This is a genomic window from Pseudomonas sp. Marseille-QA0892 (assembly GCF_054950135.1).
The window spans coordinates 2,390,672-2,406,960 of sequence record NZ_CM143104.1 but is presented as its reverse complement, the minus strand read 5'-3'; the positions used below and the strand labels follow the sequence as shown (position 1 = coordinate 2,406,960).

Sequence of the window (16,289 nt, the reverse complement as noted above, 5' to 3'; positions counted from 1 at the left end):
AGAGCCCTTCGGGGCTCTTTTCATTCGCGGGCCATGCAGAAGGATGGTCGATCAGGCATCCAGCCTTTCAGCCGTAAATTGGCGACTCGGGTTGACGATCTCGTCGCGGGCAATGATCAGCGGCAGGTCGCGGTTGCCCGGTTGCGTACGGGAAACGAGCGCATACAGCGCACTGACTGCATGGGCCGCGGCATCCTGTATGGCAGAGCCGTTCAGCATCCGGCCGAGCAACACCGCAGAAAATACGTCACCCATGCCGTTGGGCAGTGGCTGCAGATCGACGTAGGGTGTCTGCACGATCCAGGCTTCGGTTGCGGTAACCACGAGCGTGCTGAGTTTGTCGTCGGGCAGGTCCGGGGTGCGCAGGCTGGTGATGACGATGGTCGAAGGGCCGAGCCGAACGGTACTGCCGATCAGGCCTCGGGCCGCACTGATTGCTTCTTCGGTCGTGGCGACTGTTTCGCCATGCAGCAGCTCGAATTCATAGTGGTTGGGTGTGATCACGCTCGCCTCACCCAGGCCGCGGCGACGCAGAAATTCAGGTATACCTGGGCGGACGAACACACCACGCCCCACGTCGCCCATCACCGGGTCGCAGAGATAGAGCGCATCAGGTCGCTGGCGGCGGATTTCCTGGACAACGCTCAGGATCACTTCGCCGATCGCCGCGTCACCCAGGTAACCTGACAGTACCGCCGAGCAACGTGCAAGCACGCCACGGGCGCGCAGACCATCCAGTACATCGTTGATATGTTCGGGGGGAAATACCTGGCCCTTGAACTCGCCGTAGCCGGTGTGATTCGAGAACTGGACCGTGTTCACCGTGACCGGCTGGATCCCAAGCAATTGTAGGGGGAGCACAGCCGCGGAATTACCGACGTGGCCGTAGGCGACATGGGACTGGATGGACAAGACGAGGGGTGCATCAACCGCGGCAGTCATCGAGCGGGCCTTAATGTCAGGGGAATGCATTCATCCTAGGCGTTGCAGACGGGCGAGTCGAGCGGCGGGGCTCTCTCAGGGACGCGGTGAGCGTAGGCCGCGTCAATCCGTCGCTGCGTTGTGAAACGCTTTGTCGCTGTAGCGGCTTCAAGCGACCGCCGTGCAGCCGTATCCTGTGCAATCACTGACGACGCGTCGTCGCCCTGTTTCCCCTGCCGTGGATGACCTCATGCCTGATTTCACTTCAGCCGATGCCCGCCAGCAGACCTATGGTCGCCTGCGCACTGCCGCCTGGCTCGAAGGGATGACCCTTCTGATCCTGTTGTTCATCGCCGTACCGCTCAAGCACTTGGCCGGCATGCCTGGCGTGGTATCGGCGATGGGGCCGGTACACGGCGTCGCCTTCCTGTTCTACCTGTGGCAGCTTGCCTCCGCGGCGCGGCAAGGGCGTTGGCCAATGAGCCGGCTGGTGGGTTTCTTCGTGTGCGCCTTCATCCCTTTCGGGTTTGTGCTGTCGCTCCGAGCCCTGGGACGCATCGAGCGCTGACTACAGCCGAAACCGTGTCGGTGAATAGGGCGTAGGGTCGATGTAAGGGGGCTCACCGCTCAGCAACTCGGCCAACAACCGTCCGCTGGCCGGCCCGAGAGTAAACCCCTGATGGGCGTGGCCGAAGTGAAACCACAAGCCGCGATGTTTGGGGGCGGCACCGATAACGGGCTTCATGTCGACGACGCATGGGCGCGCGCCCAGCCACGGTTTTTGTTCGACGGGTTGGCCCAGGTCGACCAGCTCACCCACGGCGCGCTCGGCTTTCTTCAATTGCAGCGGAGTCGATGGCGCGCCCAGTGCGGCGAACTCGGCCCCCGTCGTCAGCCGTAATCCCGAATCCATTGGCGCAAGCATCACTCCGTTTTCCGCATCCAGTAGTGGCATCGTGAGCGTCTGGTCGGTCCGGTAATGGCGGTGGTAGCCGCGCTTTACGAACAGCGGAAGCTGATACCCGAGCGCATCGGTGGCGTCCGCCGACCAGGGTCCGAGCGCAATCACGGCGTGCTCAGCCGTCACGTCGCCACTGTCGGTTTTCACCGCCCAGCCCGCGCCTTGTTGACGAAGCGTGTCCGCATTGCCTTGCTGAAAGCGACCGCCTAGCCGCTCCAGTAAGGCGGCATAATGCTCCACCAGCGCGCCCGGACTTCTCACGGTCCAGGGTTCGAGCCAATGAATGGCACCTGCCATAGGTCGCTTGAGGCTCGGTTCGGCTGCGGCAAGGGCTTTGCCGTCCATGACGGTGTGAGTGATCCCGTATTCCAGGCTCTCACGTTCGGCCTCACGCCGTGCGAGTTCGAACGCAAGTGGCGTTCGGAAGCCCAATCGCCAGCCTCCCTTGCGGACCAGCGGTGTCGCACCGGATTCCTGAATGAAGGGCGCATGCTCGCTGATGGAATGGGCGATGAGCCGGCTCCATGCCAGCGCAATTTCCCGGTACCGCGGTGGTGAGGAATGCCACCAGTAGCGCAGTAGCTTGGGCGCAATCCGCGGCAGGGCGTCGAGATGGTAGTTCACGTCAATGCCGCCTTTTCGCATCGCCCTGAGCAGCAGACCGAAATCGCGCGGAAACGGGTAGGGCTCGACTGCCTCACGCTGAATGATGCCCGCATTGCCGTAGGACGTTTCCTGGCCCGGCGGGCGCCGGTCAACGAGCGTCACACTGTTGCCTCGCTTCACCAGTTGCAATGCAGTGCATACGCCGATCATCCCGGCGCCCAGTACGATGACTTCAGAAGGCATGTGACTCGACCCTTCCTTGTTCGCTGCTCTGAGTGTAGACGAAGGTGCGCGAGTGCCGCGCCGCCCTTCAGGGGACAGCCAGGGGTAGCTGGGCGTTCCTGATCTGGGCGCAGCAGCGCCAGGCTTCTACGTTTTGAACGCGTGGAACGGCGACGAAGCATATGGGCTATGGCTAACCATTTGGGGAGAACCGATCCGCCATTTGGATGATTGCACTGCGGTGCCCACGTATGAAGCCATAGAAAGCCTGGGCCACCGGCGAGAGGTATTTTCCGCGGGGGTGCGCGACGCACCAACTCCTCATGAGCGGTAATTCGGCTACGGGTAATTCGACGAGGATGCCTGCATCCAGTTCTCGCCGCACCGCGTGACGGGGCAGCAGCGCGAGGCCGAGGCCGGCGATGACCGCTTCACGTTGAGATTCGGCTGAACCGATTTCCATGGTCTGCGCAAAGTGCGCGCGTTTCTCATGGCAGTACGCCTCGCAGGCACGCCGGGTGCCCGAGCCAGGTTCGCGCACCAGTAGCGGCCAGGCGGTGAGATCCTGCAGCGTCAACGCCGCGCGTTGGGCAAGCGCATGGGTCGGTGCAGCCACAGCGATGATCGGGTTTTCGAGGAAGGGGAGGAAGTCGAGCGGCACTTCGTTCGGCAGCTGCGACATGATCAGCAGGTCATCGCGGTCGCCGCTAAGCCGCCGGATGGCCTGGGCATGGTTCACAACGGTCAGGCGAAGACTGACGTCCGGATGGCTCTCCCGGAAGGCCGCGAACAGGTGTGGGACGAAATACTTGGCGCTTGATTCGATCGCCAGACTCAGCTGGCCCTGAAGTGATCCCCGCAAATCGGACAGCTGCATGTCCAGGCTTTCCAGGCGGCCAAAGATGTCCTGGCTCGCCTGCCGAAGCGCTTCTGCCGCTTCGGTCAGGTACAGCTTCTTGCCGATGTAATCGAACAGTGGCTGGCCGACCAGCTCTTCGAGCTGCTTGATCTGCAGGCTTACGGCCGGCTGTGTCAAAGCCATCTCTTCCGCCGCTCGGCTGTAGGACAAGCTGTCGCAAACAGCCCGGAACACCTGCAGTTGGCGGAGCGTCATTCGTAGCAATGTCTTGCGCACAGGAGACACCTTTATCGTTATTGGACGTGACCATAAGCAAAAACTTATGCCTATCCCAATAATTATTCATTTTGGTTAATCCTTCCACGCGCGTAGTGTGGTTCACAGGCCGCTACAGAAGTGCAGCTAACGCCCTAGGGCGCTTCGTTGAGCATGGCGGCTCCTCATGGCCTTCAATAAGAACAAGGCAGGTAAACCATGATCGAGGGCGATAGACCGTGATCAAGAAAATCCTGATCGCCAACCGTGGCGAGATTGCTGTCAGGATCGTGCGCGCGTGTGCCGAAATGGGCATTCGCTCGGTCGCGATCTATTCGGAAGCGGATCGCATGGCGTTGCACGTCAAGCGTGCGGACGAAGCGCATAACATTGGAGAGGACCCGTTGGCGGGTTATCTCAACCCCCGCAAGCTCGTGAACCTGGCTGTCGAAACCGGCTGCGATGCCTTGCATCCCGGCTATGGGTTCCTTTCGGAAAACGCTGAACTCGCCGAGATCTGTGCGCAGCGCGGCATTCGCTTCATTGGTCCCAGCGCCGAGGTCATTCGCCGGATGGGGGACAAGACCGAGGCGCGCCGCAGCATGATCGCGGCAGGGGTACCGTGCACCCCCGGCACCGAAGGCAATGTAGCGGACCTCGATGAAGCGCTACGTGAAGGTGACCGGATCGGCTATCCGGTCATGCTCAAGGCCACGTCGGGTGGCGGTGGGCGTGGTATTCGACGCTGCAATTCCCGTGAAGAACTGGCCCACGCCTATCCGCGGGTGATCTCCGAGGCCACCAAGGCATTTGGCTCGGCCGAAGTGTTTCTCGAGAAGTGCATTGTCAATCCCAAGCACATCGAGGCGCAGATTCTCGCGGACAGCCATGGCAATACCGTGCATCTGTTCGAGCGGGACTGCTCGATCCAGCGCCGCAACCAGAAGCTCATCGAGATTGCACCCAGCCCGCAGCTGACGCCGGAGCAGCGCGCCTACATCGGCGATCTGGCCGTTCGTGCAGCGCAAGCCGTGGGCTACGAGAATGCCGGGACCGTGGAATTTCTGCTCGCCGAGGGCGAGGTGTACTTCATGGAGATGAACACCCGGGTGCAGGTGGAGCACACCATCACCGAAGAAATCACGGGTATCGACATCGTCCGTGAGCAGATCCGCATTGCTTCAGGGTTGCCGCTGTCATTCCAGCAGGAAGATGTGCAGCACCGCGGTTTCGCCCTGCAGTTCCGGATCAACGCAGAGGATCCCAAGAACAACTTCCTCCCATCCTTCGGCAAGATCACGCGCTACTACGCGCCCGGTGGGCCGGGGGTGCGTACCGATACGGCCATCTACACCGGCTATACCATTCCGCCGTTCTACGACTCGATGTGCCTGAAGCTCATCGTCTGGGCGCTGACCTGGGAAGAAGCGCTGGACCGAGGCCTGCGGGCACTGGACGACATGCGCGTTCAAGGCGTGCGCACCACGGCGCCGTATTACCAGGAGATTCTTCGTAACCCGGAATTCCGTAGCGGGCGCTTCAATACCAGCTTCGTGGAAAACCACCCGGAACTGCAGAACTACTCGATCAAGCGCAATCCGTCGCACCTGGCCATTGCCATCGCCACGGCCATCGCCGCGCACTCCGGTCTGTGAGGAAAGAACAATGAGCAAGAAAATCCACGTAACCGACACCATCCTGCGCGATGCCCATCAGTCGCTGCTGGCGACTCGCATGCGCCTGGAAGACATGCTGCCCATCTGCGAGAAACTCGATCGCGTCGGGTATTGGTCGCTGGAGGTTTGGGGCGGCGCGACCTTCGACGCCTGCGTCCGTTTCCTTAAGGAAGACCCATGGGAGCGCCTGCGCGCCTTGCGCGAGGCCCTTCCGAATACACGGCTGCAGATGCTGCTGCGCGGTCAGAATTTGCTGGGGTATCGCCACTACAGCGACGACGTTGTCGAGGCTTTCGTGGCTCGCGCCGCTGATAACGGCATGGACGTGTTCCGCATCTTCGACGCCATGAACGACGTGCGTAACCTCGAGACGGCGATCAAGGCCGTCAAGAAGACCGGCAAGCATGCCCAAGGCACCCTGTGCTACACGACGAGCCCCGTCCATACCGTGGACGCCTTCGTGGCGCAGGCCAAGACCATGGCCGGCCTCGGCGTCGATTCCATCGCTATCAAGGACATGGCGGGCCTGCTGACGCCTTTCGCGACAGGCGATCTCGTCAAGGCACTCAAAGCGGAGCTGTCGCTCCCTGTGTTCATTCACTCGCATGACACCGCTGGCGTGGCCAGCATGTGTCAGCTCAAGGCAATTGAGAACGGCGCCGATCACATCGATACCGCAATCTCCAGCATGGCCTGGGGGACGAGCCATCCGGGCACGGAATCCATGGTTGCCGCCTTGCGCGGCACCGAATACGACACCGGTCTGGACCTGGAGCTGCTCCAGGAAATCGGCATGTACTTCCATGCGGTGCGCAAGAAGTATCACCAGTTCGAAAGCGATTTCACGGGCGTCGATACACGCGTGCAGGTAAATCAGGTGCCGGGTGGGATGATCTCCAACCTCGCCAACCAGTTGAAAGAGCAGGGCGCGCTGAATCGCATCAATGAAGTATTCGATGAGATTCCAAAGGTCCGCAAGGACCTCGGCTACCCGCCCTTGGTCACGCCGACTTCGCAAATTGTCGGTACGCAGGCGGTTTATAACGTGCTGGCTGGTGAGCGCTACAAGACCATCACCAACGAGGTGAAGCTTTACCTGCAAGGGCGGTACGGCAAGGCACCGGGCCAGATCTGCGAGCTGCTGCGCAAGCAGGCCATTGGCAGCGAAGAAGTCATCGAGGTGCGACCGGCGGACCTGCTCAAGCCAGAGCTGGATCGGCTGCGTTCCGATATTGGCGACCTGGCCAAATCCGAAGAGGACGTTCTGACCTTCGCGATGTTTCCAGATATCGGCCGCAAGTTTCTCGAGCAGCGTGCAGCCGGAACGCTGGAGCCGGAAGTTCTGCTGCCCATCCCGGAACCCGGTGCGGCGCCGGCGGCGACCGAGGGTGTCCCAACCGAGTTCGTCATCGACGTGCATGGCGAAAGCTACCGCGTCGATATCACCGGAGTGGGTGTGCGAGGCAGTGGAAAACGCCAGATTTACCTGACCATCGACGGCATGCCAGAAGAAGTCGTTTTCGAATCGCTCAACGAATATGTCGGCGGGGAAGGGGCCAGCGGCAAGCGCAAGCAGGCTGCGGCACCTGGCGATGTCAGCACGAGCATGCCGGGCAACATCGTGGATGTGTTGGTCAAGGAGGGCGATACGGTCAAGGCTGGCCAGGCCGTGCTCATCACCGAGGCGATGAAGATGGAAACCGAGATTCAGGCCCCCATCGCTGGAACGGTGAAGACGATCCATGTTGCAAAGGGCGATCGGGTGAACCCTGGCGAGGTATTGGTCGAAATCGAGGGTTAACGCCGGCCGGCGCACCTGGCGCCGGATAAAGATGTCCCCTTTAGGCGCGGTCCGATGACCGCGCTTTTTTTGCGCGCGTTTGCCCGTGCTGCCGCCACGGCCGGCTGAGCTTGCCCTGCGCCGCGGTAAACCCGTCCGACATCTCCTGGAGCCAACGCCAATGGCTTTGGTGGCTACGACTGCGGCCTGGCAGACCCGAGCGGCTCCGGCCTATAGGTCCGAGCACCTGACGGATCGCAAGCGCAGCGCGGGGTCTTCGGGCTGCGATCAGTCGGGCTGCGTTCAGTCGGGCTGCGATCAGTCGGGCTGCGGGTAGCCGTAAGTGACACGTTCCGTTTTGCGGTCGCGCTGCTAGTGCCGATAACGCGCCTGCGGTACGACAACATGATGCCATAGCGCCTATCTGCCAAAGGCAACTCGCCGTACTCGCTTACCGCTCAACAAACGTAATCGACTATCAGACTAAAAGACTAATCAACTACCATTAGCGGGTCTGTTTTTGGATAAGTGTCTGTTTTAGAAGGCAAATCCTGAATTACCTGCCGCTTGATACCTCTCAGTAGCCGCTCAAAAAATGTCAAAAACAATGTTGACAGGTACCCATTCGTGTCACATATTTGCCTCAATTGCTGTACGACAACATACAGCGACGCCATACCTACAACGACAAGATCAGGCACGCCTCTATGAAGATCACCCAGGTAGACGTACGCGTCTTTTCCTATCCCACGCGCCGCGCAGTCGATAGCGCGGGGCACGCCCACCCGGGCGACGAGACCCCTGCACGCATGGCCATGCTGCTGATTCGCACCGAAGATGGCGGGGAGGGGTATGCCTTCGGCGCGCCCGAGTTGATACGGCCTCACGTCATGGACAGCTTCGTTCGCAAAGTGCTGATTGGGCAGAACGCCATGGATCGTGAAAAGATCTGGCAGGATCTCGCGCACTGGCAGCGGGGCAGCGCGCAGCAGCTCACCGACCGAGCGCTGGCGCTGGTCGAGCAGGGGCTCTGGGACTGGTTGGGGCGGCAGTTCAAGCAGCCCGTCTACAAGCTGCTCGGCGGCTACCGGGACAAGGTGCTCGCCTATGGCTCCACCATGTGCGGGGACGACATGCCGGATGGGCTGTCGACACCCGAAGAGTACGGCCAGTTTGCAGAAAAGCTGGTACAGCGTGGCTATAAGGCGATCAAGTTACATACGTGGATGCCGCCCATCTCGTTCGCACCGGACGCGCGCATGGATGTCCGTGCGTGCGCCGCGGTACGCGAGGCAGTCGGCCCGGATATCGCGCTTATGCTCGATGGTTACCACTGGTACAGCCGGACCGATGCGCTCTACATCGGCCGGGAGCTTGAGAAGCTCAATTTCGCCTGGTTCGAAGAACCGATGATGGAAGAATCCACCGAGTCCTACGCCTGGCTCGCTGCAAATCTGGACATTCCGGTCCTGGGCCCGGAGTCGCTGGGTGGCAAGCATCTCAGCCGTGCCTCCTGGGTCACCAACAAGGCTTGCGACATACTGCGGGCCGGGGTAGCTGGCGTTGGCGGCATTGGCCCGTGCATGAAGGTCGCCCACTTGGCCGAGTCGTTCGGCATGAACTGCGAGATCCACGGAAACGGTGCGCCAAACCTGGCCGTTGTCGGTGCGATCATGAACTGCGACTGGTACGAGCGAGGCCTGCTGCACCCGTTCCTTGAGTATGACGACGTACCGGCTTATCTCAACAGCATCGTCGACCCCATGGACCGCGATGGGTACGTCCATTTGCCACAGCGGCCGGGCCTGGGTGAAGACATCAACTTCGACTACATCGAGGCGAATACCGTACAGAAGTACTGACGCGCGCCGCTGCGCTACGTTGAGAGTCGCAAATAAATATAAGAAGGCCATCTCATGATCAAACCACTCCCGCGCCTGGTGGCGAGCCTTCTGGCTGCCACTCTGACGCTAGGCGCCGCTTCGGCGGTACAGGCCAAGACCCCAGCGGATCAGCTCATCGTCGGGATGAGCATGATCAACCTGTTGTCGCTCGACCCGGCGGCCGCTACAGGCCTCGATGTGTCCGAGGTGAACGCCAACCTGTACGACATGCTGCTGATGCAGGATGCCTCCGACCCGGACACCCTCGTACCGGGTCTCGCCGAGCGCTGGGACATCAGTGACGACCACAGGACCCTGACCTTTCATCTTCGCAAGGGGGTGAAATTTCACTCCGGAAACATGCTCACGGCTGAAGACGTTACCTGGTCGCTGCAGCGCGTGCTCAAGCTCAACCTGGCACTCGCTTCCAGCTGGAAAGCCTACGGCTTCACGGCGGACAAGATTGAGCAGCAGATACGAGCGACCGACGAGCACACTGTCGTCGTCGAACTGCCTCAACCGACCGACCCGGTGCTGGTACTCAATACGCTCGCCACGTCTCCCAGCGCTTTCATTCTCGACCGGAAAGAAGTGCTCAAGCATGAGAAAAATGGCGACCTGGGCGCCGCCTGGCTGACGACCAACGCGGCCGGCAGTGGTCCCTTCAAGTTCAACACCTGGCGCGCCAACGACGTGATCCTCATGACACGTTTCGAGGATTACTGGGATGGCCCTGCCAAGCTCAAGCGCGTCGTGATGCGCAACATGACCGAATCACAATCGCTGCGGCTGATGATCGAGCGGGGCGACCTGGATATTGCGCGCGGCATGTCGGCGCCAGATATTGCGGCGGTGAGCAATTCGGAATCGGTGAAGACCCAGACGGTGCAGCGCGGCACGCTTTACTACGTGGCCTTGAGTACCAAGCAGCCGATGTTCGCAGACGGCCGCGTACGAAAAGCGGTTCGCTCACTGATCGATTACCAGGGCATCAATAATGTAGTCATGCCGCACTACGGCATCCTCAACCAGCGGCCGATGCCGCTCGGCCTGCCAGCGCGGCTGGATGATCCGGGCTATCAACTCAACGTTGAAGAAGCGAAGAAGCTGCTGGCCGATGCCGGTTACCCGGACGGCTTTCAGACGACGATCCGGGTGCTAGCCGAGCCGCCTTTCATCAATATCGCGTCCAGCCTGCAATCGACGCTGGCGCAGGCTGGCATCCAGGCCCGCATTGTGACTGGAACCGGTACGCAGGTGTATGGCGCCATGCGGGAGCGGACCTTCGACATCATCGTCGGGCGGGGCGGCAGTGGCGCCGAACGTCATCCCCATTCGAGCCTGCGCAACCTGGTCTACAACCCGGACAACCGCGACGAAGCCAAGCTCACCAATTTCCAGGGATGGCGCACCTCGTTCTATAGCCCGAAGCTGAACACGCTGATTGAAAAGGCCGTTGTCGAAGCCGATCCGAAGACGCAGCTGGAGATGTATCACACCATCCAGAACGTCTACGACGAGGAAGTCGGCGCGATCATGCCGATCTCACAGATGACCGACACCGTGGCGATCTACCAGGACGTCATCGGCTACGTCGGGCATAGCGCGGCGACCACGCGCTACAACGACGTGCACAAGGAGCGTTGACCAGCTCGGCGGCGAGCGCCGCCAGGCTGCACGCGTAAGTCGCGATCAATCGGGAGTCTCAAAAATGTTTGCTTCCACTGCGTCTTTTTTCGGTACGAGACTAGGCGGCACATCTCGCCGCTTTGGCGCGATGCTCATGACCCTGCTGGGTCTGCTCGCACTGACCTTCTTCATCGGACGCGTCATGCCGCTCGATCCGGTCCTGGCCGTCGTCGGCCCCGATGCGGACAGCTCCACGTACGATCAGGTCTACCACGCGATGGGGCTTGACCGCCCATTACTGGTTCAATTCTGGATCTACCTGCAGGACCTGGCGCACGGTGACTTCGGCAATGCACTGCTGACGGGTCATCCCGTCATCCAGGACATTGCGCGTGTCTTTCCAGCGACTATCGAGCTGGCCACGCTGGCGATCATCTTCGGCGTCGTGATCGGCTTGCCGCTGGGTGTGTTCGCCGCGGCGAACCAGGGCCGGGTAGGCGATCATCTGGCACGTGTCATCAGTCTGTTCGGCTATTCCACGCCCATCTTCTGGCTTGGGATGATGGGCCTGCTGGTGTTCTACGCATGGCTTGGCTGGGCAGGTGGCGCCGGGCGCATCGACCTGGCCTACGACGGGCTCGTGCCTTCGGTCACCGGCCTGCTGCTCATCGACACCGCCCTCGATGGCGACTGGGATGCCTTCGCCAGCGCCCTCAAGCACATCCTGCTGCCTGCGCTCATCCTCGGCCTCAACTCAGTCGCCTACATCAGCCGGATGACCCGAAGCTTCATGCTCGAACAGCTCTCACAGGAGTACATCATCACCGCCAGGGTAAAAGGCCTGTCGCGGCGGAAGGTGATCTGGGGCCATGCGTTCCGCAACATCCTCGTACAGCTGCTCACCGTCGTTGCGCTGGCGTATGGCTCGCTGCTCGAGGGTGCCGTGTTGATCGAGACGGTGTTCGCCTGGCCCGGCTTCGGCCAGTACCTGACCAGCAGCCTGTTGCTGGGCGACATGAATGCCGTGATGGGGTGCGTCCTGGTGATCGGCTTCATCTTCGTCGGCCTGAACCTGCTCAGCGACGCGCTGTACAAGGTGTTCGACCCGCGCACTCGCTGACCTCTCACATACCACTTGCAGCCCTTCAATAATTACAACAGGGACATTCGCATGAAGACGTTTCGCTCCTCACTGCTCGGCGCCATGTTCGGTGCGCTGCTCTGCACGGTTTCCGCCATCCCGGCCCAGGCCAAGACGCCGAATGACCAGCTCATCGTTGGCATGAGGATGGACAATCTGTTCTCGCTCGACCCCGCCAATGCGCCGGGGCTGGATGCCTCTGGGATCAACGCCAACCTGTACGACACCCTGGTCTTGCGCAAGGACGGCAGCCCGGACGACCACGTGCCACAGTTGGCAGAACGTTGGGAGATCAGCGAAGACGGCCGTACGTTGACGTTCCACCTGCGACAGGGGGTGCGCTTTCATTCCGGCAACACGATGACGGCAGAAGATGTGGCGTGGTCGCTGTATCGCGTCATGAAGCTCAACTATGGGCTCTCGACCGCCTGGAAGGCCTACGGCTATACGGTCGATAACATCCAGAAGCTGATCCGCGCCGAGGACGACTCGACGCTGGTCGTTGAAATTCCGCAGCCGACCGATCCGCTACTGGTGCTGGACACGTTCGCCACGTCTCCCAGCGCCTTGGTGCTGGATCGCAAAACCGTGCTCAAACATGAAAAGAATGGCGACCTCGGCGCGGCGTGGCTGGTCACCAATGAAGCGGGCACCGGCCCGTTCACCCTTACCACCTGGCGCGCGAACGATGCCCTCGTCATGACCGCGTTTCAGGACTACTGGGCCGACCCGAGCAAGCTCAAGCGCGTGGTGATTCGCCATATCACCGAGTCCCAGTCCCTCCGGCTGATGCTCGAGCGCGGCGACCTCGACATGGGCTATGGCATGGCCGCATCCGACGTACAGGCACTCGCCGCCAAGGGCAACCTTCAGATCCAGACCCTCCCACGCGGCACGATGTACTACGTTGCGCTGAGCATGAAGCAGGCACCGTTCGATGATATCCGCGTACGCAAGGCCGTCCGCTCGCTCATCGATTACCAGGGCTTGGACAAGGTCGTCATGCCGTACTACGGCACGCTTAACCAGCGCCCAATGCAGCTGGGCCTGGAAGCCAGGCTGCCCGACCCGGGCTACACGATGGATGTCGAGGCGGCCAAGGCACTGTTAGCCGAGGCCGGTTACGAAAAAGGCCTCAAGACCACGATCCGGACACTGGCAGAGCCGCCGTTCGTGAACATTGCGGCAAGCCTGCAATCGACGCTGGCACAAGGCGGCATCCAGGCAAACATCGTCACCGGTACGGGTAACCAGGTCTACGGTGCAATGCGTGCCCGAAACTTCGAGATCATCGTGGCTCGTGGTGCGGAGCGCTATCCGCATCCCTATTTCAGCCTGCGCACCTTCGCCTACAACCCGGACAACCGTGACGACGCCGGCATTGCCAACTTCCAGGGCTGGCGCGCCTCTTTTCAGGACGAGGAGATCAATACGCTGATGGACAAACTCGGTGTGGAGCGGGACGAAGAGGCCAAGCTCGCCATGTTCCATCAGGTCCAGGAGCGCTACGAGGCGCTGGCCGGGCCGATCATGGTGATCTCCCAGATGACCGATCCGGTCGTTAGCGCAGCAGACGTCAAGGGATTCGAGGGCGCGGATGCCGAGGCGACGCGTTACCTCGGTGTGTACAAACAGCGTTGACGCGCAGGGCGCGGTAACGCGCCCCGGACCGATCGAACAGATCTCGGAGGCAAACCATGATTGGCAATATATCTTCGACCTCATCAGCCAAGCCGATGGACGAGCAGGCACCGGTCACCGCCCTCCAGGCACTGCGCCAGAGTTCGGTGCGCGTGTTCTACCACTTGCTGCGCAACCCCATGACGCTGATGGGTTCGGCCGTGGTGGCGCTGCTCGTGCTGGTAGCGATCTTCGCGCCGTGGATCGCCACGCATGACCCGATCGCGCAGAACCTGAGCAACGCGCTTCAGGCGCCGAGCGCCGCCCATTGGTTCGGCACCGACGAGTACGGGCGTGACGTCTTCAGCCGGCTGGTGTACGGCTCACGTATCACGCTCTACATTATCGGCCTGGTGACCGTGATCGTAGGGCCCATCGGCCTCCTGGTCGGTACGGTATCGGGCTACTTCGGCGGAATCGTGGATGCGTTCTTCATGCGTATCACGGATATCTTCATCTCGTTCCCAAGCCTGGTGCTGGCGCTGGCGTTCGTCGCTGCGCTTGGCCCTGGGCTGGAACATGCGGTCATCGCGATCGCGCTGACGTCCTGGCCACCCATCGCGCGCCTGGCCCGGGCCGAAACGCTCTCGTTGCGCAAAGCCGACTTCGTCGTCGCCGTCGAGCTGCAGGGTGCCTCTTCGTCGCGGATCATCCTCCGCCATATCGTGCCGATGTGCCTGTCCTCGGTGATCATTCGCCTGACCATGAACATGGCCAGCATCATCCTCACCGCTGCAGCGCTGGGCTTCCTGGGCCTTGGCGCCCAGGCACCACTGCCGGAGTGGGGCGCCATGATCTCGACCGGCCGCCGGTACATGCTCGAGTGCTGGTGGCTCGTCGCCGTGCCGGGCGCAACCATCATGCTCGTGAGCCTGGCCTTCAACCTGTTGGGGGACGGTCTGCGCGACGTCCTCGACCCGCGTAGCCACTAAGGAGGCACCATGTCTGCGATCAAACTCGACGTTCAGGACCTCTGCGTACGCTTCACCAGTGGGCGCAAGGAGGTCGATGCCGTCCGCAACGTATCCTTCACGCTCGGCCGTGAAAAGCTCGCCATCGTGGGGGAGTCCGGTTCCGGCAAGTCAACCGTGGGGCGGAGTCTGTTGCGCCTGCATCCCGCCAGCGCACGCATCACTGCGAAGACCATGAGCCTGGGCGATGTCGATCTGCTACGGGCCAGCGAGAAGCAGATCCAGGCGATTCGCGGCAAGCGTATCTCCATGATCATGCAGGACCCGAAGTACTCACTGAATCCGGTCGTACGCGTTGGCGACCAGATCGCCGAGGCCTTTCTCGCCCATCAGCGTGCCAGCCGCGCCGAAGCGCAGGAACGTGTGCTCGACATGCTCGACAAGGTCCACATCCGTGATCCCAAGCGGGTGTACAAGCTGTATCCACACGAAGTCTCTGGTGGTATGGCCCAGCGCATCATGATCGCGATGATGGTCATCACCAATCCGCAGATCATCATCGCGGACGAGCCTACTTCCGCGCTGGATGTGTCCGTGCGGCGCCAGGTTCTGAGCGTGCTCGATGAACTGGTCGAGGGCCGTGACATGGGGCTCATCCTCATCAGCCATGACCTCAACATGGTGCGCAGCTTCTGCGACCGCGTTCTGGTGATGTATGCGGGAAGGGTCGTGGAATCCATTGCCGCAGCCGATCTGGACAACGCTCAGCACCCCTATACACGCGGCCTGCTGGATGCGCTGCCTTCACTCGATAAACCGCGTCATCGCCTGCCGAGCCTGCAGCGCGATCCCCAATGGCTGAATGTGTGAGGAAGACGACCATGGCCATGATCGAAGTGGAATCCCTGAACCTCGTGTTCGGCTCTGGTGCCGAAGCCAACCAGGTGCTGCATGACGTGAATCTGTCGGTGAAGGCCGGCGAATCCTTCGGCCTAGTGGGCGAGTCAGGCTCCGGCAAGACCACCGTGCTGCGTTGCCTCGCCGGGCAGTACCGGCACTGGACCGGACGCATACGCATGGACGGCAAGCCCATCAGCGGCAAGCTGGACCTTGCTCACTACCGCAAGGTGCAGATGGTGTTCCAGGATCCGTACGGCTCGCTGCATCCCCGCCATACCATCGAGTCGGCGCTGCAGGAGCCATTGAGCATCCACGGTATCGGTGATCGCTCCCGACGAGTCAGCACCATCCTGCAGAAGGTGGGGCTCGGCGATGCGTTTCGTGCCCGCTATCCGCACCAGCTCTCCGGTGGCCAGCGACAACGCGTCGCCATTGCCCGCGCCCTCATTCTTGAGCCGCGCGTGCTTCTGCTGGACGAACCCACGTCGGCGCTGGACGTATCCGTCCAGGCCGAAATTCTTAACCTGCTCGCCGACCTTCGCGAGCAGGAAGGGCTGACCTACCTGATGGTTACCCACGATCTGGGTGTTGTCAGCCACCTCTGCGATCGCCTCGCGGTGATGCAGCACGGGCGCATTCTCGAAACCCTGGAGAGCCCGGCACTGGCGCAGGATCGCGCTTCGCACGACTACACCCGGATGTTGGTCGCGTCGAGCCGAGACCCCGCGCATATGCAGGTGACCTAGCACCCTGCGCGCGACGCTTCACCCGGTTTGAGCTAACAAGGCCGCCTGGCGGCCTTGGCGGGTTCGGCCGGCCCTAGAAAACGCTGCTTCTGGAAAAGAACCGGGGGAAAGGCCTCTGC

The 16,289-nt window shown here is 61.5% G+C and carries 13 protein-coding genes; 10 read left to right on the top strand and 3 right to left on the bottom strand.

What is annotated here, in order from left to right; translation table 11 throughout:
• Positions 1-51: 51 nt before the first annotated feature.
• Complete coding sequence (gene pdxY, locus ACY8D3_RS11130) at positions 52-942, bottom strand: pyridoxal kinase PdxY (protein ID WP_462378843.1); 891 nt, start codon at positions 940-942, stop codon at positions 52-54.
• Between the two features lie 229 nt (positions 943-1,171).
• Here pdxY and ACY8D3_RS11125 point away from each other — a divergent pair, with 229 nt between their 5' ends.
• Complete coding sequence (locus ACY8D3_RS11125) at positions 1,172-1,489, top strand: DUF3817 domain-containing protein (RefSeq protein WP_462378842.1); 318 nt, start codon at positions 1,172-1,174, stop codon at positions 1,487-1,489.
• Here ACY8D3_RS11125 and ACY8D3_RS11120 read toward each other — a convergent pair whose 3' ends face one another.
• Together ACY8D3_RS11120 and ACY8D3_RS11115 are read right to left on the bottom strand one after the other, a co-directional pair.
• A complete protein-coding gene (locus ACY8D3_RS11120; protein WP_462378841.1) occupies positions 1,490-2,731 on the bottom strand; it encodes an NAD(P)/FAD-dependent oxidoreductase in 1,242 nt (413 codons plus the stop codon).
• 172 nt (positions 2,732-2,903) lie between these two features.
• Complete coding sequence (locus ACY8D3_RS11115; RefSeq protein WP_462378840.1) at positions 2,904-3,845, bottom strand: LysR family transcriptional regulator; 942 nt, start codon at positions 3,843-3,845, stop codon at positions 2,904-2,906.
• A gap of 218 nt (positions 3,846-4,063) precedes the next feature.
• Here ACY8D3_RS11115 and ACY8D3_RS11110 point away from each other — a divergent pair, with 218 nt between their 5' ends.
• The 9 genes from ACY8D3_RS11110 to ACY8D3_RS11070 all read left to right on the top strand — a co-directional run bounded on the left by ACY8D3_RS11110 (position 4,064) and on the right by ACY8D3_RS11070 (position 16,170).
• A complete protein-coding gene (locus ACY8D3_RS11110) occupies positions 4,064-5,479 on the top strand; it encodes an acetyl-CoA carboxylase biotin carboxylase subunit (RefSeq protein ID WP_462378839.1) in 1,416 nt (471 codons plus the stop codon).
• 10 nt (positions 5,480-5,489) lie between these two features.
• Positions 5,490-7,301 carry a sodium-extruding oxaloacetate decarboxylase subunit alpha gene (gene oadA, locus ACY8D3_RS11105; RefSeq protein ID WP_462378838.1) on the top strand — a complete coding sequence of 604 codons (1,812 nt, stop codon included), beginning with the start codon at positions 5,490-5,492 and terminating at the stop codon, positions 7,299-7,301.
• A gap of 686 nt (positions 7,302-7,987) precedes the next feature.
• Complete coding sequence (locus ACY8D3_RS11100) at positions 7,988-9,142, top strand: mandelate racemase family protein (RefSeq protein WP_462378837.1); 1,155 nt, start codon at positions 7,988-7,990, stop codon at positions 9,140-9,142.
• 54 nt (positions 9,143-9,196) lie between these two features.
• On the top strand, positions 9,197-10,810 hold the full coding sequence (locus ACY8D3_RS11095; RefSeq protein WP_462378836.1) for an ABC transporter substrate-binding protein: 1,614 nt from the start codon (positions 9,197-9,199) through the stop codon (positions 10,808-10,810).
• Positions 10,811-10,940: 130 nt separating this feature from the next.
• A complete protein-coding gene (locus tag ACY8D3_RS11090) occupies positions 10,941-11,912 on the top strand; it encodes an ABC transporter permease (RefSeq protein ID WP_462384349.1) in 972 nt (323 codons plus the stop codon).
• Between the two features lie 51 nt (positions 11,913-11,963).
• The gene (locus ACY8D3_RS11085) at positions 11,964-13,574 is read left to right on the top strand and encodes an ABC transporter substrate-binding protein (RefSeq protein WP_462378835.1); all 1,611 of its coding nucleotides are present in this window, start codon (positions 11,964-11,966) and stop codon (positions 13,572-13,574) included.
• A gap of 56 nt (positions 13,575-13,630) precedes the next feature.
• On the top strand, positions 13,631-14,545 hold the full coding sequence (locus ACY8D3_RS11080; RefSeq protein WP_462378834.1) for an ABC transporter permease: 915 nt from the start codon (positions 13,631-13,633) through the stop codon (positions 14,543-14,545).
• Positions 14,546-14,554: 9 nt separating this feature from the next.
• Positions 14,555-15,394 (top strand): ABC transporter ATP-binding protein, encoded by an 840-nt coding sequence (locus ACY8D3_RS11075; protein ID WP_462378833.1) that lies wholly within the window; start codon positions 14,555-14,557, stop codon positions 15,392-15,394.
• Positions 15,395-15,405: 11 nt separating this feature from the next.
• Positions 15,406-16,170, top strand: a complete 765-nt coding sequence (locus ACY8D3_RS11070; protein WP_462378832.1) for an ABC transporter ATP-binding protein — start codon at positions 15,406-15,408, stop codon at positions 16,168-16,170.
• Positions 16,171-16,289 lie beyond the last annotated feature (119 nt).

What these genes read in the sequence shown, in the direction of transcription:
- pdxY (WP_462378843.1), bottom strand. Translation starts at nt 942, where the DNA reads ATGACTGCCGCGGTTGATGCACCCCTCGTCTTGTCCATCCAGTCCCAT.
- ACY8D3_RS11125 (WP_462378842.1), top strand. Translation starts at nt 1,172, where the DNA reads ATGCCTGATTTCACTTCAGCCGATGCCCGCCAGCAGACCTATGGTCGC.
- ACY8D3_RS11120 (WP_462378841.1), bottom strand. Translation starts at nt 2,731, where the DNA reads ATGCCTTCTGAAGTCATCGTACTGGGCGCCGGGATGATCGGCGTATGC.
- oadA (WP_462378838.1), top strand. Translation starts at nt 5,490, where the DNA reads ATGAGCAAGAAAATCCACGTAACCGACACCATCCTGCGCGATGCCCAT.
- ACY8D3_RS11100 (WP_462378837.1), top strand. Translation starts at nt 7,988, where the DNA reads ATGAAGATCACCCAGGTAGACGTACGCGTCTTTTCCTATCCCACGCGC.
- ACY8D3_RS11095 (WP_462378836.1), top strand. Translation starts at nt 9,197, where the DNA reads ATGATCAAACCACTCCCGCGCCTGGTGGCGAGCCTTCTGGCTGCCACT.
- ACY8D3_RS11090 (WP_462384349.1), top strand. Translation starts at nt 10,941, where the DNA reads ATGCTCATGACCCTGCTGGGTCTGCTCGCACTGACCTTCTTCATCGGA.
- ACY8D3_RS11085 (WP_462378835.1), top strand. Translation starts at nt 11,964, where the DNA reads ATGAAGACGTTTCGCTCCTCACTGCTCGGCGCCATGTTCGGTGCGCTG.
- ACY8D3_RS11080 (WP_462378834.1), top strand. Translation starts at nt 13,631, where the DNA reads ATGATTGGCAATATATCTTCGACCTCATCAGCCAAGCCGATGGACGAG.
- ACY8D3_RS11075 (WP_462378833.1), top strand. Translation starts at nt 14,555, where the DNA reads ATGTCTGCGATCAAACTCGACGTTCAGGACCTCTGCGTACGCTTCACC.
- ACY8D3_RS11070 (WP_462378832.1), top strand. Translation starts at nt 15,406, where the DNA reads ATGGCCATGATCGAAGTGGAATCCCTGAACCTCGTGTTCGGCTCTGGT.